Source organism: Micromonospora sp. WMMA1923 (genome assembly GCF_049179195.1).
Lineage (GTDB): Bacteria > Actinomycetota > Actinomycetes > Mycobacteriales > Micromonosporaceae > Micromonospora > Micromonospora yangpuensis.
The window spans coordinates 2,563,172-2,589,837 of record NZ_JBMHLZ010000001.1; the positions used below are offsets into that span (position 1 = coordinate 2,563,172).

At 73.9% G+C, this 26,666-nt stretch carries 22 protein-coding genes and 2 pseudogenes; 6 read left to right on the plus strand and 18 right to left on the minus strand.

From position 1 onward, the window contains the following. Nucleotides 1–140: 140 nt before the first annotated feature. The 6 genes and pseudogenes from egtD to ACN28G_RS11520 all read right to left on the minus strand — a co-directional run bounded on the left by egtD (nt 141) and on the right by ACN28G_RS11520 (nt 6,174). Nucleotides 141–1,106: an L-histidine N(alpha)-methyltransferase gene (gene egtD / locus ACN28G_RS11495; RefSeq protein WP_421479087.1), complete on the minus strand. Its 966-nt coding sequence runs from the start codon at nt 1,104–1,106 to the stop codon at nt 141–143. Nucleotides 1,107–1,152: 46 nt separating this feature from the next. Further along, nucleotides 1,153–1,902: pseudogene (gene egtC / locus ACN28G_RS11500) on the minus strand (ergothioneine biosynthesis protein EgtC); the annotation flags it as partial. A gap of 16 nt (nt 1,903–1,918) precedes the next feature. Then, a complete protein-coding gene (egtB, locus tag ACN28G_RS11505) occupies nt 1,919–3,259 on the minus strand; it encodes an ergothioneine biosynthesis protein EgtB (RefSeq protein ID WP_175440554.1) in 1,341 nt (446 codons plus the stop codon). Continuing rightward, the gene (gene egtA, locus ACN28G_RS11510; RefSeq protein WP_091438567.1) at nt 3,256–4,491 is read right to left on the minus strand and encodes an ergothioneine biosynthesis glutamate--cysteine ligase EgtA; all 1,236 of its coding nucleotides are present in this window, start codon (nt 4,489–4,491) and stop codon (nt 3,256–3,258) included. Before egtA ends, egtB begins: the two co-directional genes overlap by 4 nt. A gap of 260 nt (nt 4,492–4,751) precedes the next feature. After that, nucleotides 4,752–5,522 carry a hypothetical protein gene (locus ACN28G_RS11515; RefSeq protein WP_421479088.1) on the minus strand — a complete coding sequence of 257 codons (771 nt, stop codon included), beginning with the start codon at nt 5,520–5,522 and terminating at the stop codon, nt 4,752–4,754. Between the two features lie 16 nt (nt 5,523–5,538). Beyond that, a complete protein-coding gene (locus ACN28G_RS11520) occupies nt 5,539–6,174 on the minus strand; it encodes an RNA polymerase sigma factor (RefSeq protein ID WP_091446502.1) in 636 nt (211 codons plus the stop codon). 557 nt (nt 6,175–6,731) lie between these two features. Between ACN28G_RS11520 and ACN28G_RS11525 the strand changes: the two genes are divergently transcribed. From ACN28G_RS11525 to ACN28G_RS11535, 3 genes are all read left to right on the plus strand, one after another. After that, on the plus strand, nt 6,732–8,126 hold the full coding sequence (locus ACN28G_RS11525; RefSeq protein ID WP_091438576.1) for a serine/threonine-protein kinase: 1,395 nt from the start codon (nt 6,732–6,734) through the stop codon (nt 8,124–8,126). A 101-nt stretch (nt 8,127–8,227) separates the two neighbouring features. Continuing rightward, a complete protein-coding gene (locus tag ACN28G_RS11530; protein ID WP_091438580.1) occupies nt 8,228–9,490 on the plus strand; it encodes a nucleotide sugar dehydrogenase in 1,263 nt (420 codons plus the stop codon). Nucleotides 9,491–9,521: 31 nt separating this feature from the next. Continuing rightward, nucleotides 9,522–10,136 carry an ABC transporter ATP-binding protein gene (locus tag ACN28G_RS11535; RefSeq protein ID WP_091438583.1) on the plus strand — a complete coding sequence of 205 codons (615 nt, stop codon included), beginning with the start codon at nt 9,522–9,524 and terminating at the stop codon, nt 10,134–10,136. A gap of 40 nt (nt 10,137–10,176) precedes the next feature. On the opposite strand, the pseudogene ACN28G_RS11540 reads toward ACN28G_RS11535, so the two are convergent. The 9 genes and pseudogenes from ACN28G_RS11540 to ACN28G_RS11580 all read right to left on the minus strand — a co-directional run. Beyond that, nucleotides 10,177–10,515: pseudogene (locus ACN28G_RS11540) on the minus strand (lasso peptide biosynthesis B2 protein); the annotation flags it as partial. Between the two features lie 216 nt (nt 10,516–10,731). Continuing rightward, nucleotides 10,732–11,733, minus strand: coding sequence for an amidohydrolase family protein (locus ACN28G_RS11545; RefSeq protein WP_091438590.1), 1,002 nt, complete (start codon nt 11,731–11,733; stop codon nt 10,732–10,734). Continuing rightward, on the minus strand, nt 11,726–12,622 hold the full coding sequence (locus ACN28G_RS11550; RefSeq protein WP_091438593.1) for an MBL fold metallo-hydrolase: 897 nt from the start codon (nt 12,620–12,622) through the stop codon (nt 11,726–11,728). The genes ACN28G_RS11545 and ACN28G_RS11550 overlap by 8 nt, the downstream gene beginning before the upstream one ends. Continuing rightward, a complete protein-coding gene (locus ACN28G_RS11555) occupies nt 12,619–13,422 on the minus strand; it encodes an ABC transporter ATP-binding protein (RefSeq protein ID WP_421479089.1) in 804 nt (267 codons plus the stop codon). The genes ACN28G_RS11550 and ACN28G_RS11555 overlap by 4 nt, the downstream gene beginning before the upstream one ends. Then, the gene (locus tag ACN28G_RS11560) at nt 13,419–14,225 is read right to left on the minus strand and encodes an ABC transporter permease (RefSeq protein ID WP_091438597.1); all 807 of its coding nucleotides are present in this window, start codon (nt 14,223–14,225) and stop codon (nt 13,419–13,421) included. The genes ACN28G_RS11555 and ACN28G_RS11560 overlap by 4 nt, the downstream gene beginning before the upstream one ends. Beyond that, nucleotides 14,222–15,004, minus strand: coding sequence for an ABC transporter permease (locus tag ACN28G_RS11565; protein WP_091438602.1), 783 nt, complete (start codon nt 15,002–15,004; stop codon nt 14,222–14,224). The genes ACN28G_RS11560 and ACN28G_RS11565 overlap by 4 nt, the downstream gene beginning before the upstream one ends. After that, nucleotides 15,001–15,993: an ABC transporter substrate-binding protein gene (locus ACN28G_RS11570; RefSeq protein WP_175440556.1), complete on the minus strand. Its 993-nt coding sequence runs from the start codon at nt 15,991–15,993 to the stop codon at nt 15,001–15,003. The genes ACN28G_RS11565 and ACN28G_RS11570 overlap by 4 nt, the downstream gene beginning before the upstream one ends. A 46-nt stretch (nt 15,994–16,039) precedes the next feature. After that, nucleotides 16,040–16,765 (minus strand): class II aldolase/adducin family protein, encoded by a 726-nt coding sequence (locus ACN28G_RS11575; protein ID WP_091438611.1) that lies wholly within the window; start codon nt 16,763–16,765, stop codon nt 16,040–16,042. A gap of 215 nt (nt 16,766–16,980) precedes the next feature. Continuing rightward, nucleotides 16,981–17,691, minus strand: a complete 711-nt coding sequence (locus ACN28G_RS11580) for a DUF305 domain-containing protein (protein ID WP_421479090.1) — start codon at nt 17,689–17,691, stop codon at nt 16,981–16,983. Between the two features lie 133 nt (nt 17,692–17,824). Here ACN28G_RS11580 and ACN28G_RS11585 point away from each other — a divergent pair, with 133 nt between their 5' ends. Further along, nucleotides 17,825–19,324: an LVIVD repeat-containing protein gene (locus ACN28G_RS11585; RefSeq protein WP_091438613.1), complete on the plus strand. Its 1,500-nt coding sequence runs from the start codon at nt 17,825–17,827 to the stop codon at nt 19,322–19,324. 129 nt (nt 19,325–19,453) lie between these two features. Beyond that, nucleotides 19,454–20,662: an SLC13 family permease gene (locus tag ACN28G_RS11590; RefSeq protein WP_421479091.1), complete on the plus strand. Its 1,209-nt coding sequence runs from the start codon at nt 19,454–19,456 to the stop codon at nt 20,660–20,662. An 11-nt stretch (nt 20,663–20,673) separates the two neighbouring features. On the opposite strand, the gene ACN28G_RS11595 is transcribed toward ACN28G_RS11590, so the two are convergent. Next, on the minus strand, nt 20,674–21,579 hold the full coding sequence (locus tag ACN28G_RS11595) for a hypothetical protein (RefSeq protein ID WP_091438619.1): 906 nt from the start codon (nt 21,577–21,579) through the stop codon (nt 20,674–20,676). A 211-nt stretch (nt 21,580–21,790) separates the two neighbouring features. Between ACN28G_RS11595 and ACN28G_RS11600 the strand changes: the two genes are divergently transcribed. Beyond that, entirely contained in the window at nt 21,791–23,512 is a 1,722-nt protein-coding gene (locus tag ACN28G_RS11600) for a DEAD/DEAH box helicase (RefSeq protein ID WP_421479092.1), read from the plus strand. Between the two features lie 122 nt (nt 23,513–23,634). Here the strand turns inward: ACN28G_RS11600 and ACN28G_RS11605 are convergent, their stop codons facing one another. Together ACN28G_RS11605 and lon are read right to left on the minus strand one after the other, a co-directional pair. Beyond that, on the minus strand, nt 23,635–24,006 hold the full coding sequence (locus ACN28G_RS11605; protein ID WP_091438625.1) for a DoxX family protein: 372 nt from the start codon (nt 24,004–24,006) through the stop codon (nt 23,635–23,637). 272 nt (nt 24,007–24,278) lie between these two features. After that, nucleotides 24,279–26,639, minus strand: coding sequence for an endopeptidase La (gene lon / locus ACN28G_RS11610; protein ID WP_421479093.1), 2,361 nt, complete (start codon nt 26,637–26,639; stop codon nt 24,279–24,281). Nucleotides 26,640–26,666: the final 27 nt, after the last annotated feature.

The window sequence follows — 26,666 nt, forward strand, 5'->3', positions numbered from 1 at the left end:
CCGCGTGGCCGGACGCGGAACGCGCCAGTATGTCGACCACGACATTGGGGGCTACTCCCCTTCGCGCCGTCAGCCTAGCCCACCCCGGCCCGCCAGAAGGCCCCTGGGTGAAGGGCGTCACCCCGGGGGCCTGGCGCGAGTCAGTCCGCCCGGGCGAGAGTCACCCCGAACAGCCCTTCGGGATCGGTCCAGTGCTGCTCGGCGGCGAACCCCGCGCCGGTCAGCTCCGCGGCGATGCCCGCCGGACGGAACTTCGCCGACACCTCGGTACGCAGTTCCTCCCCGGCGGCGAAGTCGACGCTCAGGTCGAGCACCCGGACCCGCATCGCCCGCCGGGCCCGCAACCGCATCTCGATCCACTCCCGCTCGGCGTCCCAGAGCGCGACGTGGTCGAAGGCCTCCGGCTCGAAGTCCGCCCCGAGTTCCCGGTTGAGCACCCGCAACACGTTGCGGTTGAACTCGGCCGTCACCCCCGCCGCGTCGTCGTAGGCCGGGACCACCACCTGCGGGTCCTTGACCAGGTCGGTACCGATCAGCAGCCAGTCCCCGGCCTCCAGGCCGGCCCGGGTGGCGGCCAGGAAGGCGGCCCGCTCGGCCGGCAGCAGGTTGCCGATGGTGCCGCCGAGGAAGACCACCAGCCGTCGGCCACCGGTGGGCATCCGGTCGAGATGCCGGGTGAAGTCGCCGACGATGCCGCGTACCCGCAGGCCCGGATAGTCGGTGGCGATCTGCTCGGTGGACTGCCGCAGCGCGCTCACCGAGACGTCCAGCGGCACGAAGGTGCCCAACCCGCCGCGCCGGGTGAACGCGTCCAGCAGCAGCCGGGTCTTCTCCGACGATCCCGAACCCAACTCGATCAGGGTCTTCGCCCCGGTCAGCCCGGCGATCTCGGCGGCCCGCCGCTGCAGGACCGCGCGTTCGGCCCGGGTCGGGTAGTACTCGGGCAGCCGGGTGATCTCCTCGAACAGCTCACTGCCCCGGGCGTCGTAGAACCACTTCGGCGGCAGCCACTTCGGGCTGGCGGTCAGGCCGGTCCGCACGTCGTGGCGCAGACCGCGGTCGAGGTCCCGCTCCTCCAGATAGATCTCCAGTGGCTCCGCGTTCATCTCCGGCCCCTTCCGTGTGGTCTGTGTCGGTTGGACGGCCCGCCGGTGCCGGCAGGGCCCGAAAGCGCAGCCCGCCCGCGGTGGCGAGCACCAACTGCCCGTCCGGCACACCGCGCCAGCCGGGCTCGTCATCGGTGGGTTCCGAGGCCAGCAGCACCGCGCCCGCGCCGGCCCGCACCGACAGCGCGTGGCCGGCCACACTGGCCACCACCTGCCGCCCGTCGGTCAACAACAGGTTCAGCCGGGACCCCGGCGCCGCAGCCGCGACGGCGGCCACCGTGTCGGCCACCGCCCGCGCCGGCTCCTCGCCGGCGCGCAGTCGGTGCCGGACCAGCGCCCAGAGCAGGGCGGCGTCGGTCGGGGCGTCCAGCGTCAGCAGGTCGGTCACCGGCAGGTCACCGGCCAACCCGGCCACCGAGTCCGGCCACCCCCGGACCACCCCGTTGTGGCTGAACAACCAGGGTCCGTCGGCGAACGGGGCGGCGGCGGTCTCCAGCACCGGCATGCCGACCGTCGCCGACCGGACCGCGGCCAGCACCCCACCGGCCGTGGTCACCGCGGCCAACTCCGCCAACGTGGTGTCGGTCCAGAACGGCTGCGCCCGCCGGTAGCGCAGCGCCGCGGTGCCGGCCGACGCCGTCGGGTACCAGCCGACGCCGAACCCGTCGGCGTTGACCGTCCCGCCGCCGCGCATGTCCCGGGGTGCCCAGGACTGGCGCAGCAGGGAGTGCGGCGGGTCGTACAGCAACGCCCGCAGGGTCACCGGCGGACCCAGGTACGCCAGGTGCCGGCACATCAGCGCGGACCGCCGCTCACCCGCGCACCTCGGCGTCCGTGGCGTCGCGGGCACACCGGAAACCGCTGAAGATCTGCCGTCGGATCGGGTAGTCCCAGTTGCGGAAGGTGCCCCGGCAGGCCGCCCGGTCGGTGCCGAACGAACCACCCCGCAGCACCCGGTGGTCCGGTCCGAAGAACACCTGCGAGTATTCCTGGTACGGGAAGGCGGCGAAGCCCGGATACCCCCGGAAGGTCGAGGCGGTCCACTCCCAGACGTCGCCGATCAGCTGGTGCACGCCCAGCGGCGAGGCGCCGGCCGGGTAGGCACCCACCGGCGCCGGCCACAGGTGCCGCTGCCCCAGGTTGGCGTGCTCGGTGGTCGGGTCGGCGTCGCCCCAGGGCCAACGGCGGGAACGCCCGGTCGCCGGGTCCCACCGGGCCGCCTTCTCCCATTCGGCCTCGGTGGGCAGCCGCTTGCCGGCCCAGGTGGCGTAGGCCTGCGCCTCGTGGAAGCTGACGTGCACCACCGGCTCGTCGTCGCGCACCGGCGACCACCGGCCGAAGCGTCGGTACGCCCACCCGCTGCCGTCGGGCCGCCAGTGCAACGGGGCGGTCAAGCCCGCCTCGTGACGGTGCTGCCAGCCGGCCTCGCTCCACCAACGGGGGTCGTCGTACCCGCCGTCGGCGATGAACGCCCGGTACGCCCCGTTGGTCACCGGCGCGGCGTCGATGACGTACGCGGGCAGGTCGACGCGGTGCGCGGGGCGTTCGTTGTCCAACGCCCAGGCGTCGGTGCTGGTACCCATGGTGAACGGCCCGGCGGGCACCAGCACCTCGTCGGCGACCCGGACCCGCGGCTGCGGTGGCGGCGGCGCGGTCAACGCCGGTGCTCCGGCGCGCAGCTGGTGGGTGGCGAGCATGGTCTCGTCGTGCTGCTGCTCGTGCTGCACGATCATGCCGAAGGCGAACCCGTCGGTGACCAACGGACGGTCGGTGAACCGGATCCCGTCCAGCAGGTCGAGGACCTTGTCCCGGACGGTACCCAGGTAGGCGCGGGCCTCGGTGGGGGCCAGCAGCGGCAGGCGGGGCCGGTCCCGGCGGGGCTGTTTGAACGCGTCGTACAACTCGTCGATGTCACACCGGACCGGCTCCCGGCCGCCCACGTCCCGGACCAGCCAGAGCTCCTCCTGGTTGCCCACGTGGGCGAGGTCCCAGACCAGTGGGGACATCAGCGGCGAGTGCTGCCGGGTCAGCTCGTCGTCGTCGACGGCGCTGGTCAGCAGCACGGTCCGGGCCCGGGTGCGGTCCAGTTCCGCGGCGATGCGGTCACGCAGCCGCGCGACGTCCAGGTCGGCGGTGGTCGTCGTCTCGGTCACCGGGGTCCCCTCTCCGCGACGGTGTGCCGCCGCTGGATCGCTCGTTGCATCCGCTGGTGCAGCGCCGCCGGCAGGTCCAGCCGGGGCAGGGCCGTCAGGGCCAGGTCGAACAGGGCGGTCGCCGCCCGGGCCAGTGGCCGGTCACGCAGGCCGTACCGGGCGGCGGCGTGCCAACGGTCGGCCACCGCGGCGCCGGCGACCCGGGCGGCGCGGACCGTGGCCGGATCGGCGAAGAGCGCGGCCAGCACCGTCGCCGGCACCTGCCAGTCCGGGCCCGGCTGGGTGTCCAGGTACCGCAGCTCCAGGTAGCCACGGGGGCGCACCGGTGGGAACAGGGTGCTCAGGTGGTACTCCAGGTCGTCGGTGGTGGGTGGCTGCGGCAACGCGCCGTCGATCCAGTCGGCGAAGGTGACCCCCGCGGGGGGTGTCCAGTCGGGGCCGTCGTGCCGGAGGCAGAGCAGGGGTGCGCCGAGGGCGTACCCGGTCCAGTCCGCCACCGGGTCCGGTCGCGGGTCGTCAGGTGTCCAGGCCGGCCGGGTCCGGGCCGGGTCGATGCCCAGCCAGGCGGCCATCCGGGCCGACGCCCACCCGGTGCGCCGGCCGGCGTGGTCACCGGCGGTGGCGAAGGCGGCCAGCAGCGGCGGCCCCACGGCGTGCGCCGCGGCCCACCGGTCGCCCAGCTCCGCCGGCTCGCCCGCGTCCAGGCAGACCTGCAGGCCGGCGGTGCTGTACATCATGGTGGCCCCGTGCGGGCCGTGGCGGTCGAAGACGCAGCGCATGGCCCGGTAGCGGGGTGTCTCGACGACCGGGCGGGGTGGTCGGTACGGGTCGATGCCGGTGTCACCGAGCATCAACCCGGCGGCGGCGAGCAGGCCACGCACCTGGTCGATGTCGGCGTCCGTGGCGGTGATCAGCGCGCCGACCGAGTCCTGTGGCGCGGTGGATATCTCAAGCTGCCCGCCCGGCTCGACGGTCACGGTGCTGCCGTGCCGGAGCTGTTGGGCGGGGCTGGTCGGATGGATGGTGACGGGGCTGTGGCCCCCCAGTGCCGCCCGTAGCCGCTCCCGGTCGACCGGGCGGGTGGGGTCGGCGGCGTCGTGCACGGTCCATTCCAGTTCGACACCGGTGAATCTCGGTGGCCCGGTCTTGAAACAGATCCGGCCGATGTGCCCGGCGGCGGCCTCCACCTGCCGGATCACCGTCGTGCGGTCCAACCCGGGTGACATCACCACGAGCGGGCCCTCCTCCCCAGCGCTGGTCCGACCTCACCGACCGTTGCCGACCGGAGTGGTCATGGCCCCACCATCTTCTGTCTAGCAGAAGAATTCCGCTGACCCGAGCCGAACCTTTTTCTCCGCCGCGGTCCGCCCGGTCGGTGCGCCGCAGGCCCGCGCGCCGCCGATCCGGGCGCCGCCGATCCGGGCGCCGCCGATCCGGGCGCCGCCGATCCGGGCGCCGCCGATCCGGGCGCCGTGGGGTCCGCGGCCGCAGCTCAGTCGTCGGCCGACGCCGAGCGGGTGGGAGAGGGGCTCGCCGACGCGGACCGGGTCGCGGACGGGCTATCCGCCGAGGGGGCCGCGGGGCTGGTCGAGGTCAGCGCCCGGCAGTACTCCTCGACCCGGTCGGCGCCGCCGGCGGCCGTCACCAGGCCGGCGAAGCCGGGGCTCTGCAGCGCCCGTTGCCGTTGCGCGGGTTTCTTGGACAGGTAGGCGTTGCAGTGACCGCGCAGCTGGCCGACGTTACCGGGGGTCACCGACCCGGTCGGGGTGGGCGAGTCGGTCCGGCTGGGCGCGGGGGTCGGCGACGGCGAGGGGGTCGGGGACGCCGGAGGGCGGCTCGGGGTGGGTTCACCCTCCTGGCCCGCCGTCGACGGTGCGGAGGCGGGCTCCGAGACCGGGGCGCTCGGACGGGGCGGCGGTACCGGTGGGTCGTCGCGGCGGTCGATGGTGGCCGCCGCGACAGCCACCCCCGCCGTCGCGGTCGCGGCGAGCGCGGCGAGCCAGGCCACGATCCCGACCCGGCGGGTCCGGCGGCGAGGACCCGTGGCGACCGGGGCGACATCGCGGGCGGCACGGAAGGCCGCGAGCGCGGCATCCTCCCCGGTCAGCTCGTCGGGACGGGCCGGGGCCGCTGCCGCGGACAGCAACCCGGCCAGTGGGTCACCGGGGCGCGGTGGGTCCCCGGCCCGGGCGGCGTCGAGCAGCCGGTCGGTCTCGGACCGGCTCGCGGGCCGGCCGGACCGGTCAGACCGGCCACCGTTCATCCAGTCTCCCCTCACGTCAACCGTCCGCCGACTCGGCCCGGGAGGCCTCCGGTCGCGGCCGGGAAGCGGTACGTGGGCCCGGCAGCGCCCGCGGGCTGGGAGCTGGTGGGGAGGCCGGCTCGGATCGTTGCAGCAGGGCGGCGAGGCGACGCAGCCCGCGGTGGGCGGCGGTGCGCACCGCCCCCGGACGCCGGCCGAGGACCCGGCCGGCGGTCTCGGCGTCCAGGCCGACCACCGCCCGTAGCAGCACCGCCTCGGCCTCGCGGGGCGGCAGGGTGGCGATCAGCGCCAGCGCGTTCTCGGTGCCGAGGGTCTCACCGACGCGTTGCTCGGTGTCGGCGTCGTCGGCCAGGTCGGTCAGCGCGTGCACCGGCACCGGCAGGGAGGGGCGGCGGCGTTGCCGGCGAAGATGGTCCAGGGCGCGGTTGCGGGCGATGGTGACGGTCCAGGCGCGGAACTCGCCGCCGGCGAAACCGGGCAGGTCGCGGGAGACCTGCAGCCAGGTCTCCGAGGCGACGTCCTCGGCGTCGGCGCCGACCAGCGCGGTGAGGTACCTCAACAGTCCGGGTTGCAGGCTGCGGTACAGGAAACGGAACGCCTCCTCGTCGCCGGCCTGGGCGGCGAGGACCGCCTCGGTGAGCTCGGCGCTCATGACCGGTCCGGTCCCGCCGCCCGGCGGTCCGGGCCGGATCCGGCGACTCGGCGGTCCGGGCCGGATCCGGCCGCCCGTCCCGCGTCGAATCGACCCGGTGTCCGGGCCCACTTCCCCACCATCAGCCCCCCGCTGCCCTGGTCGTGCCCGGCACCGTGCGGACCGGGCGGCGGTGTGCCGGGCGTCTGCCGGGGCGGGTGCCCGTCGGATCCGGTCGTGCCACCGCGTCCTCGGTGGGCCCGGGTCGGGCCAACGGTAGGAGCGGATCGCTGAACGGACAAGGTGGCATGGCTCCGGATGAGAGTGACAAATATCCAGCCGGCTGCGCGGCGAGTCAACGTAACACCAGGTCCGCCGGGGACGCCATCGGCGGTTGCCGTGGGCCGGCGGCTCGGCGCACGGCCGCCCGATGGACAGGTCGGATCACCCTGTGCCGTCGGTTCGTCACCCGCCGGGCGGTATCGTTCGGTAAGGTCGGCACCGCAGGCGCACCGACAGACGTCGGCGGCCACCCTTGCGGGTGCGCCGCCGTCAGCCGCTGTGGGTACCGTAGGGCCGTGTTGTCTTCGGAGGTCGTACTCAGCGGTCGCTACCGGCTGGACGAACGCGTCGCCACCGGCGGTATGGGTGATGTCTGGCTCGCGACGGACGTGGTGCTCGGCCGGCAGGTCGCGGTCAAGGTCCTGCTGCCCGCGCTGGTGTCCGACCCGGACTTCATCGCCCGGTTCCGGGCCGAGGCCCGGATCATGGCCGCGTTGCGCCACCCCGGCATCGTGCAGGTCTACGACGTCGGCGAGGACCGGCTCGACGACGGTGGCCGGGCCGACTACCTGGTGATGGAGTTCGTCGAGGGCCAGCCGTTGTCCAAGCGGATCGAGGCCGCCGGTCGACTCGACGTCGCCGAGACGATGTCGGTGGTCAGCCAGGCCGGCCAGGCCCTGCACGCCGCGCACAACGGCGGGATCGTGCACCGCGACGTCAAGCCGAGCAACCTGCTGGTCCAGGCCGACGGCACGGTCGTGCTCGTCGACTTCGGAGTGGCCCGCTCGACCAACGTGACCAGCATCACCAGCACCAACGCGGTGCCCGGCACCGCCCTGTACATGGCCCCCGAGCAGGCGGCGGGCCGGCCGGTCACCGGCGCGACCGACATCTACGCCCTCGGCGCCGTCGCCTACTGCTGCCTCACCGGCGGCCCGCCGTTCACCGGCGACAACCCGCTCCAGGTGGCCGTGCGGCACCTCGACGACGAGCCACCTCCGCTGCCCGAGGAGATCCCGGCGGCGGTCCGCGCGCTGGTGACCCGGGCCCTGGCCAAGGACCCGGCGGACCGGTTCGACACCGGCGCCCAGATGGCCGAGGCGGCCCGGGCCGCGTTGGCCGGCGACGCGGCGGCCACGGCGGTGGTCGCGGCACCGGTGCGGCTGCGGGGTTCCACCGGGCCGGGCACCCGGGCCGAACGCCCGGTCGGCGCGGCGGTGGCCACCGGTGGCGCCCACAGCCGCCGGGGCACCCTGATCGGCGCGGCCGTGGCCGTCCTGGTCGCGCTGGGTGCGCTCGGCGCGGCACTGGGCGCGACCGGCGGCAACCGCGACGAGTCGCCCCGCGGGGTGGAGATCCAGGACACCGCACCCGCCGTGGTGCCCAGCAGCGCGCCGGAGCAGAGCACCGCCACCCAGGCGCCCACCACCGGCGGGGACCGGCCGGTCCGGCCCGCCGAGCCGACCGGCCGGGAATCAGCCGAGCCCAGCCCGTCGGCCGAGCCCAGCCCGTCGGCGGAGCCGGAGCCGGAGCCGAGCCAGCTCCCCACCCGCCCGCCGACCAGCTCGTCGGCGCCGTCGTCGCCTCCGCCGGCCCCGACCGAGGAGCCGCCGGCACCGTCCACGACACCGCCGACCAACGATCCGCCGCCGACCAACGACTCCGGTGCGGGCTCCGGCGGGGGCGAGTGACCACCCCACCAGCCTCAATAACCCCAAAACCGACATAGGATCATCGACGCCGCTCTAGGGTGAAAAGCAGGATGCTTCACTCCTGCTGCCGGAGGGCTCGGATGAACGCGGACAAGCTGGTCGTCATCGGCCAGGGCTACGTGGGCCTGCCCCTGGCCATGCGGGCCGTCGAGGCGGGGTTGGACGTGGTGGGCCTCGACGTCGACGCCGGTCGGATCAAGCGGCTCACCGTCGGCGAGTCGTTCGTCGAGGACGTCGGTGCCGACCGGCTGGGCCGGGCGCTGTCCAGCGGCCGGTACCACCCGAGCACCGAGTACGCCGACGCCGAGGGCTTCGACATCTGCGTGATCACCGTGCCGACGCCGCTGCGCGACGGCACCCCGGACCTGAGCTTCGTGGAACAGGCAGGCCTCGGCATCGGCCCGTACGTCCGACGCGGCTGCACCGTGGTGCTGGAGTCGACGACGTACCCCGGCACCACCGACGAACTGCTGCGTCCACTGCTGGAGACAGCCAGCGGGCTGCACAGCCCCGGCGACTTCCACCTCGGCTACAGCCCGGAGCGCATCGACCCGGGCAACCCGGTGTGGCGGCTGGAGAACACCCCGAAGGTGGTCTCCGGCCTCGACGACGCGGCGCTGCACCGGGTGGACGAGTTCTACCGGCGGCTGGTGGAGCGCACCGTGCCGGTGGGCTCCACCCGGGTGGCCGAGCTGACCAAGCTGATCGAGAACACCTTCCGGCAGGTGAACATCGCGCTGATCAACGAGCTGACGATGCTGTCGCACCCGCTGGACGTCGACGTCTGGCAGGCCATCGAGGCCGCCGGCACCAAGCCGTTCGGGTTCATGTCGTTCCAGCCCGGCCCGGGGGTGGGCGGGCACTGCCTGCCCATCGACCCCTGCTACCTGTCCTGGCAGGTACGCCGGAAACTGGGTAGGCAGTTCCGCTTCATCGAGCTGGCCAACGACATCAACCACGAGATGCCCGAGCACGTCGCCCAACGGGTGATGACCGGACTGAACCGGACCGGCCGGGCGGTCAGCGGAGCCCGGCTGCTGCTGCTCGGGTTGGCGTACAAGAAGAACACGGGTGACCTGCGCGACTCCCCCGCCGTCGAGGTGGCCCGCCGGCTGCGGGCGCTCGGCGCGCAGGTGCACGCGGTGGAGCCGTACGCCGAGGCGCACCTGCTGCCCGACGGGGTGGTCGTGGTGGAGCTGACCGAGCAGGAGCTGCGCCAGGCCGACGCGGTGGTGGTGGTCACCGACCACGACAGCATCGACTACGACCTGGTCACCCGGCACGCCCGGTACGTCTTCGACACCCGCAACCGCTGCCACGGCCCGACGGTCGAGCGGCTCTGAACCCCCGCACCGGCACCGGAGGCGTCAGCTCATGCTCGATCTGCGGCAGGCCGCCCGACGTTTCGGCCGCCGGTGGGTGTTCGACGGGCTCGACCTGTCGGTGCCGGCCGGCACCCAACTGTTCCTGAGCGGGCCGAACGGGGCCGGCAAGACCACCCTGCTGCGGTGTCTGTCCGGGACGCTCGCGCTGAGCGCCGGGCGGGCCACCGTCGCCGGTCACCCGGTCGGATCGTTGGCCGCCCGGCGGCTCACCGGTGTCTGCCTCGCCCCGGAACAGGGTCTCTACGGCACGCTCACCGCCCGGGACAACCTCGCCCTGGTGGCTCGGCTCCGGTTGCCCTGGCGGGCGGCCCGCACCGCGGTGGCCCGGGTGGAGGAGGAGCTGGACATCACCGGTTACGCCACCGTCCCGGCGGGGCGCTGTTCGGCCGGCATGCGGGCCCGGGTGAGCATCGCCCGGGCCCTGTTGGGCGAACCCGCCCTGCTGATCCTCGACGAGCCCGACCGGTCGCTGGACGAGGGGTCCCGCGAACGGCTCTGGCAGGCCCTGGCCCATCGCACCGGGACGACCTGCGTGATCGCCTCCCACCACCGGGCCCACCGGGGCCCACGCCAGCAGGATCTCGTCCTGACCGGCCACCGATGACCGAACCCGGACCGGGGCTGATCGGGCGCCTACCGCCCGGTCAGGGTTCCCCGGCGGCGGCGAGCCAGGCCGGCGGGGCGGGGCGGCGCAGGATCTCGGTCATCGCCGCCGCCTCGCCGTCGGGTTCCCCGTCCAGCCAGGCGTGGGCGTGGAAGCCCGTGCTCGGCGCGGTCACCCCGATCACCACCGTACGGGCGATGCGCTGACCGCCGTACCAGCGTTGCAGGACCAGCGACCGCTCCAGGCAGTTGGCCTCGCTGCGACGCAGCGCGCCGAGCAGCACCGTCCGCTGCCCGGCGGCTCCGGGCGGCGGCGCCGGCAGGTGGACCTCGGCCATCGTCCGGCGGACGAGCTGCCGCCGGACCAGCCGCACCGACCGGACGGCCGAAGCGCGGTACGCACCGCCGGCATCCCGCCCCGACGATGCATCCGCAGCACCGCCCCGGGTGTCCGCACCATGCGGCGGACCAGGTCAGTCACGACCGGACCATCGGATCAGCTGTCGTACCGGGCACAGCGCGCAGAGCGTCCTAGGCAGCTGGGTCAGTCCGCACCCGGACCGCCCGCTGCCTGGCGCCACCTGTTCCACGCTGGTTCAACGAGTGGAGGACCGTTTCGGCTCGGTCACCGCCGGGCCGACCGGATGCCGGCGGAGCAGGGCGGCTGCCGTCCGGTGGGTGATCTGGTGGTGTTGCGCCGTGGTGAGGCCGGCGCGGGTGAGGGCGTCGACGACCCGGGTACGGTCGGCCGGGCGGTCGGGCACCGGCCAGTCACTGCCGGCCACCACGTGATCCGCGCCGAGCAGCTCCACGGCGAACCGGATCGCCGCCGGGGCGAAGCCCATCGTGTCGACGTACACGTGCCAGCGCTCCGTCGGCGCGACCCCGGCGGCGATCCGTTCCACGGCGTCGGAGCCGGCCGCCAGGTGCAGGCCGGCGGCGCCGAGCATCGGGAAGACCACCCGTAGACCGGGTACCGCGTCGAGGGTGCCGGCCCCCAGCAGCGCCAGCAGGCTCGCCGAGACGGCCGTACCCCGGGCCAGGGAGGTGCCGGGGCGGCCGAGCGGGCGCAGGTCGGCGGCGAGCGCGGCGGGGCTGACCGGGTGGACGAAGACCACCAGCCCGGCCTCGGCGGCGGCCTCCAGGGTGGGCCGGCACCGCGGATCGTCCAGGTAGCGGCCCTGGTGGGCGCAGTCGACCACGATCCCGCCGAGCCCGGCGGCGACGGCGTCGGCCACGGTACGGGCCCCGGCCCGTCCGGCGTAGGCGTCGACGGTGGCCAACCCGGCGAACCGGTCGGGGTTCGCGGCGACCACCTCGGCCAGGTGGTCGTTGAGCACGCCGACGGTCCGCGGGGTGATCGTCGTACCGTCGGGGGTGACCATCGCCGGTGGGGCGCTGAGCACCCGGCGGGTGATGCCGAGGCGGTCCATCCCGGTAAGCGTCGCCCCGACGTCGCCGACGGCCCGGGCCACCCGCCGCCAGGAACGGCGCAACTCGTCGCCGGCGCCGACCGGCACCACGGCCGGTACGCCCGGGGCCACGTGGTGGCTGTGGAAGTCGACAACCGGCACCGGTCCGGTCCCGGTCTCAGCCATCGGTGTGGAACACGTACCGGAAGGCGTCGCCGTCGCGGACGACCCGGCCGGCGGTGGGGACCGGGAAGTGGGCGGGGATGAGGATCGTCGCGGTGTCGGCGATCGAGTCGAGCAGCGCCCGACGCTGCGCGGCGGACCCGTGGCCGTCCACACAGTACCGGGTGCTCCACTCCGGGTGGGCCAGCTGCACGGCGTGGTGGATGCCGTCGCCGGCGTAGACGGCCCGTTCGCCCCGCGAGGCGATCTCGACGAAGAGGTTGCCCGGGGTGTGCCCGAAGGCCGGCACGAGGCGTACCTCGGGGGTGAGGGTGAGGTCGGGGGCGACGAAGTCGAGGACTCCGGCGGTGTGCAGCGGCAGGACGCTGTCGGCGACGTAGTCGCCGGTGCGCTCCAGGCCCGCCCGCCCGCCGGGGCCGGTCCAGAAGTCGAACTCCTGTCGGGTCAGCAGGTAGCGGGCGTTGCGGAAGGACGGCACCCAGCCGTCGCCGTCGGCGGTGGTGGCGAAGCCGACGTGGTCGACGTGCAGGTGGGTCAGGACGACGGTGTCGACGTCGTCGGGGGTCAGGCCGAGCCGGGAGAAGTTGTCCCAGAAGGGCCGTTGTCGCAGGTGGAAGCCGGGCGAGGTGCGGACCTTGCCGTTGCCGCCACCGGTGTCCAGCAGGATCACCCGGTCGCCGGTCAGCACCAGCAGGGGCTGGATGTTGAGCACGATCTGCCCGGTGGCGGCGTCCACGTGCGGTGGCTGCAGGTACCACGCGTCGGCCGGTTGGGGGTCCTCGTCGAGCTGCGGAAAGAACACGTGGGGCGCGGCGAGGTAGCGGGGCTCCTCGACCAGCGGGTGGATGGTGACGTCGCCGATCCGGATCGGGGCGGGCACGTCGAGGCTCATCGGGGTTCTCCTGGTTCGGGTACACTCTCCGCGGCGACGAGCCGGAACACCTCGCTGCGCAGCGCGGCGAAGCGGGCGTCGGCGCGGGTGGTGAGCTGGTCGCGCTCGGTGGGCAGGTCGACGGTGAGGTCGGCGCGGATGGTGGCCGGCGCCCGGCTGAGCACGAGCACCCGCTCACCGAGGTAGACCGACTCGTCGATGTCGTGGGTGACGAACAGCACGGTGATGCCCAGCCGCTGCCAGAGGGCCCGGACCAGGTCCTCCAGGTCGGCGCGGGTCTGGGCGTCGACCGCGGCGAACGGCTCGTCCATCAGCAGGACCCGGGGTTCGCCGACGAGCGCCCGGGCGATCGCCACCCGCTGCTGCATCCCGCCGGAGAGCTGCCAGGGATAGGCGCGGGCGGCGTCGGCCAGCCCGACGGAGGTCAGCGCCGCCTCGGCCCGCCGGTGCCGCTGCGCGCGGGACAGCCGGCGGGGCAGCAACGGCAGGGCCACGTTGTCCCGGACGGTCTTCCACGGGTAGAGGCTGCGTCCGTACTCCTGGAAGACCACGGCGAGCCCGGGCACCGGTCCGGTGACGGCGACCCCGTCGAGCAGGACCTGGCCGGCGGTCGGTGGGAGCAGTCCGGAGACCATCTTGAGCAGGGTGGACTTGCCGCCGCCGGAGGGGCCCACCACGCAGACGAACTCGCCGGCGGCCACGTCGAGGGTGAGCCCGTCGACGGCGACCACCGGCCGGGTGGACGAGGGGTAGACCTTGCGCAGCCGGTCGACGCGCAGCAGCGGCCCGGCGGCGGTCACGACGGGCTCCCGGTGGCCCGGCGCACCCCGTGGTGCCAGGCCAGCACCCGGCGTTCGACGACCTCGAGGGCCTTGGCGAGCAGGAAACCGAGTAGACCCAGGAAGATCATTCCACTCCACATCTCGGGCAGGGCGAAGCTGCGTTGGAAGCGCACCACCGCGTGGCCGAGGCCGTCGGTGCTGACCACCATCTCGCTGACCACCATGAGGATGATCCCGATGCCGAGGGCCTGCCGGATGCCGGCGGCGATCTGCGGGGACGCCGAGGGCAGCACCAGGTGACCGAAGGTGGCCGTGCGGGACAGCCCGCAGACCCGGGCGGCGTCGAGCTGGAGCTGGTCGGTGCCGCGTACCCCGTCGACGGTGTTGAGCAGCACCGGCCAGAGGCAGCCGAACGCGATCACGGCGATCTTCATGGCGTCGCCGACGCCGACGAGCACCAGGAGCACCGGCACCAGGACCGGGGAGGGCAGCGCGCGGAAGAACGCCAGTGCGGGCTCCAGCAGCGTGCGCAACACCCGCGAGGAGCCGACGAGCAGTCCGGCGCCGACCCCGACCAGCACCGCGAGCAGCAGCCCGAGGGCGAAGCGACGCAGGCTGGGCAGGACGTCGAGCAGGAACCGGTCGGAGAACCAGACCCGCCCGAAGGCATCCAGGACGGTCGACAGCGGCGGGTAGAACGGGTTGGTGCTGCCGGCGCTGGCCACCCACCACAGGGCCACCAGGAACACCGGCAGGCCGAGGGCGGTCAGCAGCCGACCGGCCCGGTGCCGCAGCGGGTGCCCCGAGGGTGTCGCGGTCATCCGGTGGCCACCTCCCGACGTACCGAGACGTGCCAGTGCAGCAGCCGACGCTCGGCCAGCCGGACCAGCGCGTTCACGCCGACGCCGAGGACCCCGGTGACCAGGATCAGGCCGTACATGCCGGGGATGTCGGCACCGGCCTGGGCGAGCCAGATCTCCCGACCCAGTCCCGGGGAGCCGATCACCAGACCGGCGGTGACGGTGAGCACCAACGCCACCGACGCGGCCAGCCGCAACCCGGTGACCAGGTACGGCAGCACGGTGGGCCAGACCAGGTGGCGCAGTTGGGCGAGGCGTCCCAGGCCGGCCGAGCGCGCCGCGTCGCGGGCGACCGGATCGACGTCGCGGACCCCGTAGAGCACCTGGATCAGCACCAGCCAGAAGCAGGCGTAGCCGACCAGGAAGAGGGTGGCGCCGAGGCCGGCACCGGCGAGCAGCACCACCAGCGGGATGAAGACCACCGACGGGATCGGGCGGAGGAAGTCGATGGTGGAGGCGGTGGCGGCCCGCAGCACGTCGATCGACCCGACGACCAGGCCCACGGCTACCGCCGCGACGACGGCGAGCAGCAGTCCGAGCGACCACCCTGCGACGGTGGCGCCGACGGTGCGCCACAGCTGCGGCCCGCCGGCCCGCTCGGCGAGTGCGGCGACGACGGTGCTCAGCGGCGGCAGGTGCTCGCCGGAGACCAGGCCGGCGCGGGGCACGACCTCGAAGGCGACCGCGAGACCGGCCGCGCCGAGCAGACCGCGCAGCCGGTCGGCACGCGCGGCACTCACGGCAGTACGAGCGCGGAGAGGTCGGGCTTGGTGGTGATCACCTTGTCCCGCAGGGCGTAGTCGGCGAGCTTGTCGAGCGCGTCCACGCTCACCTCGTCCTGCCAACCGGTGATGGTGATCTTCGCGGCGAGTTCGGGCTTGATGGTGGTGAAGGTGGGGATGATCTCCCGGACCGCGGCCTCGTTGTCCCGGGCGTGGGCGAAGGACTCCCGTACCGCGCTGCGGAAGTCCCGCACCAGCTCCGGGTTCTTCTCGGCGAACGCGCCGGAGGTGAAGTACGCCGAGACGGTCAGGTCGTCGGCGAGGTCGCTGAAGCCCCAGCCGATCTCCTTCGCCCCCTGGCTCTTGGCCAGGGTGAGGAACGGCTCGACCAGCCAGGCGGCGTCGACCTTCCCGGCGGCGAGCGCGGCCGGCGCGTCGGGGAAGGGCAGTTCGAGCAGCTTGACGCTGGACTCGTCGCCGCCGTCGGCGCGTACCGCCTCGCGGGCGGCCGCGGCAGCGATGTTGGTCAGGCTGTTCGCCGAGACGGTCCGCCCGGCGAGCTGCCGGGGCCGGTCGATGCCGCTGTCGGCGGCGACCACCAGGGCGCCGTAGTCCTTGCCCGCGCCGCGCTGGCCGGTGGAGGCCGAGGCGGGCACGATCGCCTTGACGTCCAGGCCCTGCGAGGTGGCGGCGACCAGCGTGGTGAGGTCACCGGTGGCGATGTCGACCTTGCCGGCCAGCACCGACGGGACCGAGAGCAGGTCGGCGTTGGTGGTGTCCCACTCCAGCGCGATCCGGTGTTTGGCGAAGATGCCCTGCTTCTCCCCCACGTAGAGCGCGGAGAGGTGGGACAGCGGCGAGGAGGCGATCCGCAGGGTCCGTACCCCGTCGGCGTCGGCGGCGGCGGTCGCGCCGGCCCCGTCGGCCGACCCGCAGCCGGCGGCCGCCAGGGCGAGCAGGCCGGCGAGCAGTCCGGCGGTACGGCGGCGGGCGGTGGTGCTGTTCATGGTGGGTGTCTCCAGTACGGGTGAGGGGTAGGGGTCTGGTCGGGGATCAGAAGGCGAGCGGCTTCTCGTGCCGTGCGGCGGCCGGCAGGTCGGCCGGGCCACCGAGGGCGGTCGAGGCCAGGGTGGAGACCGCCGCCTCCTCGATGGCGACCACCAGCCGCGCGGCATGTCCGGCGTCGGTGCCGGCCACCAGCAGGCCGTGGTTGGCCAGCAGGACCGCCTGGGTACGCGGGTGCCGGGCGAAGGTGTCGACGATGCCCTGGACCGCCTCGGCACTGCCGCGGGGTCCCCAGGGCGCCACCGGCACGTCCACCGGCTGCCCGTGGACGATCAGTGCCTCGTAGCGGGCCGGTAACGGGGTGGCCGCGATGGCGTACCCGGTGGCCTGCGGCGAGTGGGTGTGGATGATCGCGCCGACGTCCGGACGCAGCCGGTAGACCTCGGTGTGCATCCGGGTGATGCCGGCGGTGAACCGACCCGGTTCACCGAGGACCACCCGGCCGTCGAGGTCGACCACCACCACGTCGGAGCTGATCACCCGCTGCCCGGCGGTCGGGTCACCGGCGGCCGGGGTGACCAGCAGGTCACCCCGGTTGAGCACGACGTGCTCCGGGGAGGCGGCGAGCCGGACGCTGATGTTGCCGTGCCCGCTGTGGGACATCACCCCGGCGGCGAAGAGGGTACGGACGGCGCGGACCAGGTCCGCTCGGGCCCGGTCGACGTCGGTGAGGTCGAAGGTGGTGTCGCCGGGCGACGGCTGCTCCACGGACATGCTTGGCCTTCCCTGCCGGTTCCCCGTACGCGCGTCGGCGCACCGGTCACTGTCGGTGATCGGCGCAGGTCGGCGGCCGATCTCACCGAGGAGGCTAACCCATAAAACCTATCTACTAAATAGGGATTGAAAGTGAGGTGGATCATCTACCAACCGCGCTGACCTGGGCTGGAAGGAGGATTGACGGCGCAGCCGACGGCCGACCGCCGTGCGGATCAGTCGTCGAGCAGCTCGCCCATCCGGACGATCTCGACGCGCTGCTCGGCGACGACCGCGTCGGCGAACTCGCGCAGGGTCCGGTCCACACCGACCCTGAGCAGGTCGCGGGCCATCTCGACGGCCCCCCGGTGGTGCGCACCCATCATCTGCACGAACAACCGGTCGAAGTCCGCGCCCCGGGCGTCGGCGAGCCGCCGCAGCGCCGCCGCCGACTGCATGCCCCGCATCGTGGCGTGGTCGTGCCCGGCCACCTCCCGAGGTAGACCCCGGGCGTCCAGCCAGCTCTCCAGCACCCCGATCTCCGGCCCCTGGGCGCTGCGGACCCGCTCGGCCAGGGCCCGCACCCGCGGGTCGGCCGCCCGCTGCGGGGCCAGCGCGGCCATCTCCAGGGCCTGGCCGTGGTGCGGGATCATCATCCGGACGAACCAGACGTCCAGCGCGGTGTAGCGGGGAGTCGCCGCGTCCCGCAGGGCCGAGCCGTCCATCGTGGCGGCCGGCTCACCGGGCAGACCGGGCACGATCACGGGCCGGTCCCCGCCGGCCGGTGGCGGTGGGCTGACCGACGGCGGGGTGCCGGCCGCCGTGCCGGACGCCGCGCCGGACGGGGCGGTGCCGACGGGTGCCGGTGGCCGGCGCAGGGCCACGAACGCGACCAGCAGCAGGACCGCGAGGACGGCCACCAGCGCCCCGGTACGTCGAGCGGTCACCCGCACCCCTCCCGTCGGGGCCACCACGGACGGAGCCGGTGTCGCACAGTCCGTAACGCGGAGGACACCACATCGATGGCGATGATAGATATGGTGACGATACCGCCACACTCCGCATCGAAGGGTGTCGTCGATGAGCAGATCCTCCCCGCCTCGCCTCCGCCAGCTCCGCGTGACCGGCGCGGCCGCCGCCGGGCTCCTGCTGGCCGCCCTGCTCGCCGTCGCACCGGGCGGCGCCACCCCGGGCAGTGCCGCACCGGGCGGTGCCGCGCTCAGCGGCGCCACCCCGGGCCGGGTCACCGGCGCGTCGACGGCGGTACCGGCGGCCGTCCCCGGCGTCGACGAGATCTCCAGCAGCCCCAACCTGCGCCAGGTGGCAAACCTGCCCAAGCAGGCGCCGTTCGACACCACCTCCGCCCTCGGCACCGACATCGCCTTCCAGGGTCGGTACGCGTTCGTCGGCAACTACCAGGGCTTCGTCATCTACGACATCGCCCGGCCCAGCGCGCCGACGATCGTCTCCCAGGTGCACTGCCCCGGCTCGCAGAACGACATCTCCATCTACGGTGACCTGCTCTTCCTCTCCACCGACGAGGGACGCAGCGACGCCAGCTGCGCCAGCGCGCCGTTGCCCGCGACCGAGCCGCAGTCCTGGGAGGGCATCAAGATCTTCGACATCAGCGACAAGGCCACCCCGCGCTACCTCAAGGCCGTCGAGACCGCCTGCGGCTCGCACACCCACACCCTGGTCCCGGCGCGCGACCGGAGGTCGGTCTACCTCTACGTCTCGTCGTACCGGCCCCGGGAGGACTACCCGGACTGCCGGCCGCCGCACGACTCGATCTCCATCGTGCGGGTGCCGCTGCGCACGCCCACCGACGCCGCCGTGGTGGCCACGCCGAACCTCTTCCCCGACGGTGGCAACCCCGCCGGCGGATACTCCGCCGAGACCAGCGGCTGCCACGACATCACGGCGTACCCGGCGAAGAACCTGGCCGCCGGCGCCTGCATGGGTGACGGGGTGCTGCTGGACATCACCCGGCCGGAGGCCCCCCGGGTGATCAACCGGGTCCGGGACACCGAGAACTTCGCCTTCTGGCACTCGGCCACGTTCAACAACGCCGGCACCAAGGTCGTCTTCACCGACGAGCTGGGTGGCGGCGGGGGTGCCACCTGCAACGAGGCCATCGGGCCACAGCGGGGTGCCAACGCCATCTACGACCTCACCGGCCGGGGCGACGCCCGCAAACTCGTCTTCCGCAGCTACTACAAGATCCCCCGGGTCAACACCGACACCGAGAACTGCGTGGCCCACAACGGCTCGCTGGTGCCGGTCCTCGGACGCGACGTCATGGTCCAGGCGTGGTACCAGGGTGGCGTCTCGGTCTGGGACTTCACCGACTCGACCCGGCCGACGGAGATCGCCTTCTGGGAGCGCGGCCCGCTGTCGGAGACCCAGCGGATCACCGGCGGGGCCTGGTCGACGTACTACTACAACGGGTACATCTACTCCAGCGACATCCAGAAGGGACTTGACGTGCTGGAGCTGCGCGACTGGCGTACCTGGTCGGCCCACCTGACCCGGTACGACGAGTTCAACGCGCAGACCCAGCCGACGTACCTGAGCTGGTAGTCGGCGCGGCGGGTGACCCGGGGCCGGGCACCCGCCGCGACCGCGCCGGCCGGCGGTCCGCCGCGGTCAACGCCGTCACCGGTGGGTCGCCGACGGGCCGTCCGACGGCACCTGCAAGGATCGTCGGACGTGAAGGTCACCGGCGGTACCCCATCCGCCACCGCTGGTCGTGTCCGCCCGCACCCGCTGGACCTGGTGGCGATCGTGCTCGCCGTCGCCGGCGCCGGGTGTGTGCTGTCCGGGCTGCTGCCCCACGCCGAGGCCACCGCGACCGTGCGGCGGATCCTGCCGCTGCTGCTGTTCCTGGCCACCGTGGTGGTGCTGGCCGAGCTGACCGCGGCGGCCGGGGTCTTCGACGTGCTGGCCACCCGACTGGCCATCGCCGCCCGGGGGGACCGTCGGACGCTCTTCCTGCTCTGTGTCGGCTTCGCTGCGGTCACCACCGTCCTGCTCAACCTGGACACCACGGCGGTGCTGCTCACCCCGGTGTTGCTGGCCCTGGCCCGCCGGATCGGGGCGGCGCCCCTGCCGCTGGCGGTGACCACCGTCTGGCTGGCCAACACCGCCAGCCTGCTGTTGCCGGTGTCCAACCTGACGAACCTGCTCGCCGCCGACCGACTCGACCTGACCCCGCTGGCGTACGCGTCCCGGATGTGGGCCCCGCAGCTCGCCGCGATCGCGGTCACCGCGGTCCTGCTCTGGTGCTGGTACTGGCGCACCGCTCCCCGCCGGTTCGACGTCCCGGCTTCGCCGGTGATTCCCGACCGCCCGCTGTACCGGATGACGGTGCTGGGCTGTCTGCTCTTCGTGGCCGGCATCGTCACCGGGGTGGAGATCGGGATCGCCTCGGCGGTGGCCGCCGCCGTGGTGCTGGCCGCCTTCGGCGTCCGGTCCCGGGCCACCCTGCGTCCGGCGCTGCTGCCGTGGCGGCTGCTGCTGCTGGTGACCGGGCTGTTCCTGGTCGTGCAGACCCTCGGCCGGGCCGGTCTGGACGACGTGGTGGGCGCCCTGGTCGGCGCCGGCGGCTCGGCGGCGGCGACGGTACGCGCCGGTGGTACCGGGGCGCTGCTGGCCAACCTGGTGAACAACCTGCCGGCGTACCTGGCCGGGGAGGCGGCGATCGCCGCCGACGACCACACCCGTCTGCTGGCGTTGCTGATCGGCACGAACGTGGGCGCGTTGGCGGCACCGTGGGCGTCGCTGGCCACCCTGCTCTGGTATGAGCGGTGCCGGGCCGCCGGGGTACGGGTGCCGCTGCTGCGGTTCGTGGCGGCCAGTGCGACCGTGGCGGTCACCGCCACCCTGGCCGCCCTCGGCGCGCTGGTGCTGACCGGCTGACGCCCGGGGCCCTACACCCCCATCTCGGCCTCGTAGGCGCGGCGCAGGCGGCGGCGGGCGGTCGGGGCGAGACAGACGTGCCAGGCCGACCCCTGGTCGATCAGGTTGATCTCGCCGGCGGCCTGCCGTGCCCGCAGGATGCCGGCGAGGGTGTCCCGGGCGCCGAAGCGGGCGAACCAGTCGAGTTCCAGGTCGACGGCGTACCCCTGGCTGTGCGCGCCGGAGCGCCAGGTGGGCGCGCCGAGGCGGCGCAGCCGGTGCTGGTGCTCGACGCTGTGCGCCAGGTCGGTTACCCAGAGCGGCGGGGTGCCCGGCGGGGCGCCCGCGGCGAACTCGCGGGCGAGGTCGTTGAGCAGCGCGATGATCTCCCGGCGGCCCCGCCGGAACGGCAGGCCGGCGGTCCGGGGCGCGGCGTGCGGTCGGAGCCCGCGGTGTGCCGCGCGCAGTCCCCGGCCGAGCGGGGAGACCGGCTGTTGCCGGTAGCCGAAACCGATCAGGCCCCGACGGCGCAGCCACTCCAGGTCGACCAGCTCCGGACTGGTGTGCACGGCGGTGTCGGTGGCGAAGGCCGCCACGTCGGCCCACCACACCGCGTCGATCCGGGAGAGCAGGTGGCCACGGACCAGTCCGGCCAGCCCGCTCAGGTCGGCCTCCGGACGTTGTCGGGCCAGCTCCAGCAACAGGGTCTCCCGGGTGCCGACCAGGCCCTGCGGGGTGGCGTCGAGCACCGTGGCCAGGTCGGGTCGGCGGAGCCGTTCGTCGAGCAGCCGCTGCCGGGCCGCACCTGACATGGCGTCGGCCAGGGCGCCCAGTTCGGTGCTCAGCTCCGCCACGGCGTCCCGGTAGCCGGCGAGGTCGGTCGGGGCGCAGGGGCCCGGAGTGGGCCGGGGGCCGTGGCTTCGGCTCGGCACTCGCATGGTCGACCCCCTGTCCCGGTACGCCACGGTGCGGACTCGATGCTGGCCACGATATGCCCACAAAAAGCAGCAAAGTGCGAGAAAGCTTCCCGGTACCTCCAAAGGTCTCCGTAACGACGAACGGCACCGGCCGACCGGGTCCGGCAGGCCCCCGGACGGTGTTTGGCCGGTCGCCGCAACCGGCCGCGAGGGGTGATGAAAAGCTTTACCCATGAGTTCCGCACCCGTGCCGACCGAATCCACCATCCCCGGCGACTCCGAGGAGGCGAACGCCTTCGCGGATCTCGGGCTACGCGCCGAGCTGCTCGGCGCGCTCGCCGCGCTCGGCTACGAGGAGCCGACACCGATCCAGCGGGAGGCCATCCCGCCTCTGCTCGCCGGCCGTGACCTGCTGGGCCAGGCGGCCACCGGCACGGGCAAGACCGCCGCGTTCGCGCTGCCGCTGCTGCAGCGGATGGCCACGGGCGGCTCGAACGCCGGGCCGGTGGCGCTGGTGCTGGTGCCCACCCGGGAGCTGGCCGTGCAGGTCTCCGAGGCCTTCCACCGGTACGGCAAGGACCTCGGCACCCGGGTGCTGCCGATCTACGGCGGCCAGCCGATCGGCCGCCAGCTGCGCGCCCTGGACCTGGGCGTCGACGTGGTGGTGGCCACCCCGGGTCGGGCGCTGGACCACATCGCCCGGGGCACCCTGCGCCTGGGTGGCCTGGCCACGGTGGTGCTGGACGAGGCCGACGAGATGCTCGACATGGGCTTCGCCGAGGACATCGAGGCGATCCTGGAGCACGCCCCGGCGCAGCGGCAGACCGTGCTCTTCTCGGCCACCATGCCGTCGAGGATCGACGGGATGGCCCGCCAGCACCTGACCGACCCGGTACGCATCCAGATCGGCCGGCAACAGCCGATGGCCGGCGAGGCGCCCCTGGTACGCCAGAGCGCGTACCTGGTCGCCCGGGCACACAAGCCGGCGGCCCTGGGCCGGGTGCTGGACGTGGAGTCACCGACCGCGGCGATCGTGTTCTGCCGCAGCCGTGAGGAGGTGGACCGGCTCACCGAGACGATGAACGGGCGCGGCTACCGGGCCGAGGCGCTGCACGGCGGGATGAGCCAGGAGCAGCGGGACCGGGTGATGGGTCGACTGCGCGCCGGCACGGCCGACCTGCTGGTGGCCACCGACGTGGCGGCCCGGGGGCTGGACGTCGAGCAACTCACCCACGTGGTCAACTACGACGTGCCGTCAGCCCCGGAGTCGTACGTGCACCGCATCGGTCGGGTGGGACGGGCCGGCCGGGAGGGGGTGGCGATCACCCTGGCTGAGCCGCGCGAGCACCGCATGCTCAAGACCATCGAGCGGGTCACCGGGCAGCGCATCGTCATCGACAAGATCCCCACGGCGGCGGACCTGCGTACCCGGCGGTTGGAGCTGACCCAGGCGGCGCTGCGGGAGTCGCTGCTGGAGGACGACCTGGACCCGTTCCGGGTGATCGTGGAGTCGTTGTCCGACGAGTTCGACCTGATGGAGGTGGCCCTCGCCGCGGTGAAGCTGGCCCACGAGGCCGCCTCGCCGGGCTCCGACGAGGACCAGGAGGAGATCCCGCAGGTAGCGGTCCGCCCGCAACGGGAGAGCCGCTCCGGCGGTGACCCGCGCGGCGGTGACCGCCGTGGCTCCCGGGCCCGCTCGGGGGGTGCCACCACGCAGGTGTTCATCGGGTTGGGCCGGCGGGCCGGGGTACGCCCGCAGGACCTCGTCGGGGCGATCACCGGCGAGACCGGGATCAACGGACGTGACATCGGCTCGATCGAGATCGCCGACCGGTTCTCGCTGGTGGAGGTGCCGAACGCGGTGGCCGACGAGGTGATCGCCGGACTACGCGGCAGCACCATCAAGGGCCGCAAGACGACCGTCCGCCGCGACCGCGGCGCCGAAACCCGCTGATGGTGTAAGGAAGGGCCCCCTCTTATCGCTTCCGGTAGAGAGGGGCACCCCGCTCACACCCCCCGAACCGACGGGCAGCCAGTTCGGGGGGCGGTGCGGCCGGTGGCTGGGCGGTCGCCCCGTCAGAGCGGGTACGGCCCGAAGCGGCCCCAGGCGACGACCGCCGACAGGATCAGCAGCACGACGGTCATCGCGGTGACCGGGTGCTCCTTGGCTCGCAGGTGCACCACGATCGCGCCGACCATCACGATCGCCAGCCCGACGGCGGCCAGCGGGGTGAGCACCGTGGCGATGCCGGTGAGGCCGGGTAGGACCAGCCCGACCGCGGCCAGCACCTCGGCCGCGCCGAGGGCCTTGACCTGGCTGGGGGGCACGTTCCTGACCCAGCTCATCCGGTCGAGCAGCTTCTCCTTGGGTTGGGTCAGCTTGGTCAGCCCCGCGCCGGCGAAGAGCCCGGCGAGCAGGACCTGCAGGATCCACAGAAACACGTTCACGGGTGAGTCGCCTCCGAGCGGTCAGGCTGGTCTTCGGGAATTCACGCCCAAGGCTACGGGCGCCGACGCCGCGCTCCGCACCGCCCAGCACCGCCGAGCACCGCCCGGCAGCCGCCGAGAACCGCCCAGCACCGCCCGGCAGCCGCCGCATACCGCCCAGCACCGCCGAGCACCGCCCGGCAGCCGCCGCGCATCGCCGAGCACCCGCCGTACACCGACGGGCCGGCAGCCCCGGGCCCCGCCGCCGGGACGACAGGGGCCGGGGAAGCCGGTCAGGCGGCGCTGAGTGGCTGACCGCCGAGGGTCCCGGCGTCGACCCCGCCGAGGGTCCCGGCGTCGACCTCAGCCGGGCGTAGCGCCAGCGCGAGCACGTCGGCGACGTCGGCGAGGACGTGCACGGTGAGCGCCTCGCGGACCTCGGCGGGCAGGTCGTCGAGGTCCGGCTCGTTGCGGGCCGGGATGATCACCTCGGTCAGGCCGGCCCGGTGGGCGGCGAGCAGCTTCTGCTTCACCCCGCCGATGGGCAGCACCCGGCCGGAGAGAGTCACCTCGCCGGTCATCCCGAACTCGGGGCGGACCGGCCGGCCGCTGGCCAGCGAGGCCAGGGCGGTGACCATGGTGATCCCGGCGCTGGGGCCGTCCTTGGGCACCGCCCCGGCCGGCACGTGCAGGTGGATCCGCCGCCCGGCGAGGGCGTTGGGGTCCAGTCCCAGTCGGCGACCGTTGGAGCGCAGGTAGGAGAGGGCGATCTGCGCCGACTCCTTCATCACCTCGCCGAGTTGCCCGGTGAGGGTCAGCCCCGGCTCCCCCGGCATGCTGGTGGCCTCGATGAAGAGCACGTCGCCACCGGCACCGGTGACCGCCAGGCCGGTGGCCACCCCGGCGACCGCGGTACGTTCGGCCGACTCCGGGGTGAACCGGGGGCGGCCCAGATAACGGGCGAGGTCGTCGGCGTCCACCCGGACCGGGGTCGGGTCGGTGGCCAGGGCCACGGCCACCTTGCGCAGGATCTTCGCCAGGGCACGCTCCAACTGCCGGACACCGGCCTCCCGGGTGTGTTCCCCGGCGATGCGGGCCAGCGCCCCGTCGGCGACGGTGACCTCGTCGGCGGTCAGCCCGGCCCGCTGCAGCTGCCGGGGCAGCAGGTGGTCCCGGGCGATGGCGACCTTCTCGTCCTCGGTGTACCCGTCCAGGGTGACCAGTTCCATCCGGTCCAGCAACGGGCCGGGGATCGACTCCACCACGTTGGCGGTGGCCAGGAAGAGCACGTCGGACAGGTCGAGGTCGACCTCCAGGTAGTGGTCCCGGAAGGTGTGGTTCTGCGCCGGGTCGAGCACCTCCAGGAGGGCGGCGGCGGGATCACCGGCGTAGCCGGTGGCCAGCTTGTCGACCTCGTCGAGCAGGATCACCGGGTTCATCGACCCGGCCTCGCGCAGGGCCCGGACGATCCGCCCGGGCAACGCGCCCACGTAGGTGCGTCGGTGACCGCGGATCTCCGCCTCGTCCCGGACACCGCCGAGCGAGACCCGGACGAAGTTGCGGCCGAGCGCCCGGGCGACGGACTCACCGAGGCTGGTCTTGCCGACTCCGGGCGGGCCGGCGAGGGCGAGCACCGCTCCGGAACCGCGCCCGCCGACCACGCCGAGGTTGCGCTCGGCCCGGCGGTTGCGCACCGCGAGGTACTCCAGGATCCGGTCCTTGACGTCGGCCAGGCCGGCGTGGTCGGCGTCGAGCACCGCGCGGGCCGCGCCGAGGTCGGTGTGGTCGGCGGTACGCACGCCCCACGGCATCTCCAGGACGGTGTCCAACCAGGTACGGATCCAGCCCGACTCCGGGGACGCGTCGCTGGCCCGCTCCAGCTTGCCCACCTCACGAAGCGCCGCCTCGCGGATCTTCTCCGGCAGGTCGGCGGACTCCACCCGGGACCGGTAGTCGGCGGAGCCGTCCGGCTCGTCCTCGCCCAGCTCCTTGCGGATCGCGGCGAGCTGCTGGCGGAGCAGGAACTCCCGCTGGGACTTCTCCAACCCCTCCCGGACGTCGGTGTTGATCTGCTCGGTGACCTCCTGCTCGGCCAGGTGTTCCCGGACCCAGCCGACCAGCAGCTCCAGCCGGGCGGTGACGTCGGCGGCGGCGAGCAGCTCGGTCTTCTGCGCCAGGCTGAGCCAGGGCGCGTAGCCGGCCGCGTCGGCCAGCTCGGAGAGGTCGGTCATCCGCTCCATGGCGTCGATGACCTGCCACGCGCCCCGCTGCTGCAGGACCGAGGTCATCAGGGCGCGATACTCACGGGCAAGGTCCCGGGCCCGGCCGGCCGGGGCGGGCTCGGACAGTTCGGTCGCCTCGACCCAGAGGGCGGCACCGGGGCCGGGGACACCGGAACCGATGCGGGCCCGGGACAGCCCTCGAATCACCGCGGCGGGCTCGCCACTGGGCAGCCGGCCGGTCTTCTCGATGGTGGCGACCACGCCGACCGGGCCGTACTCGCCGTCGATGCGGGGTACGGCCAGGAGCTGACGGTCACCACTGGCGCGGGCCGCGTCCACGGCGGCCTGGGTGCTCGGGTCGAGGGTCACCGGGATGACCATGCCGGGCAACAGGACGGCGTCGGTAAGCGGAAGTACCGGAAGAGTAGCCATCGGACACCTGCCATCAGATTGACTTGA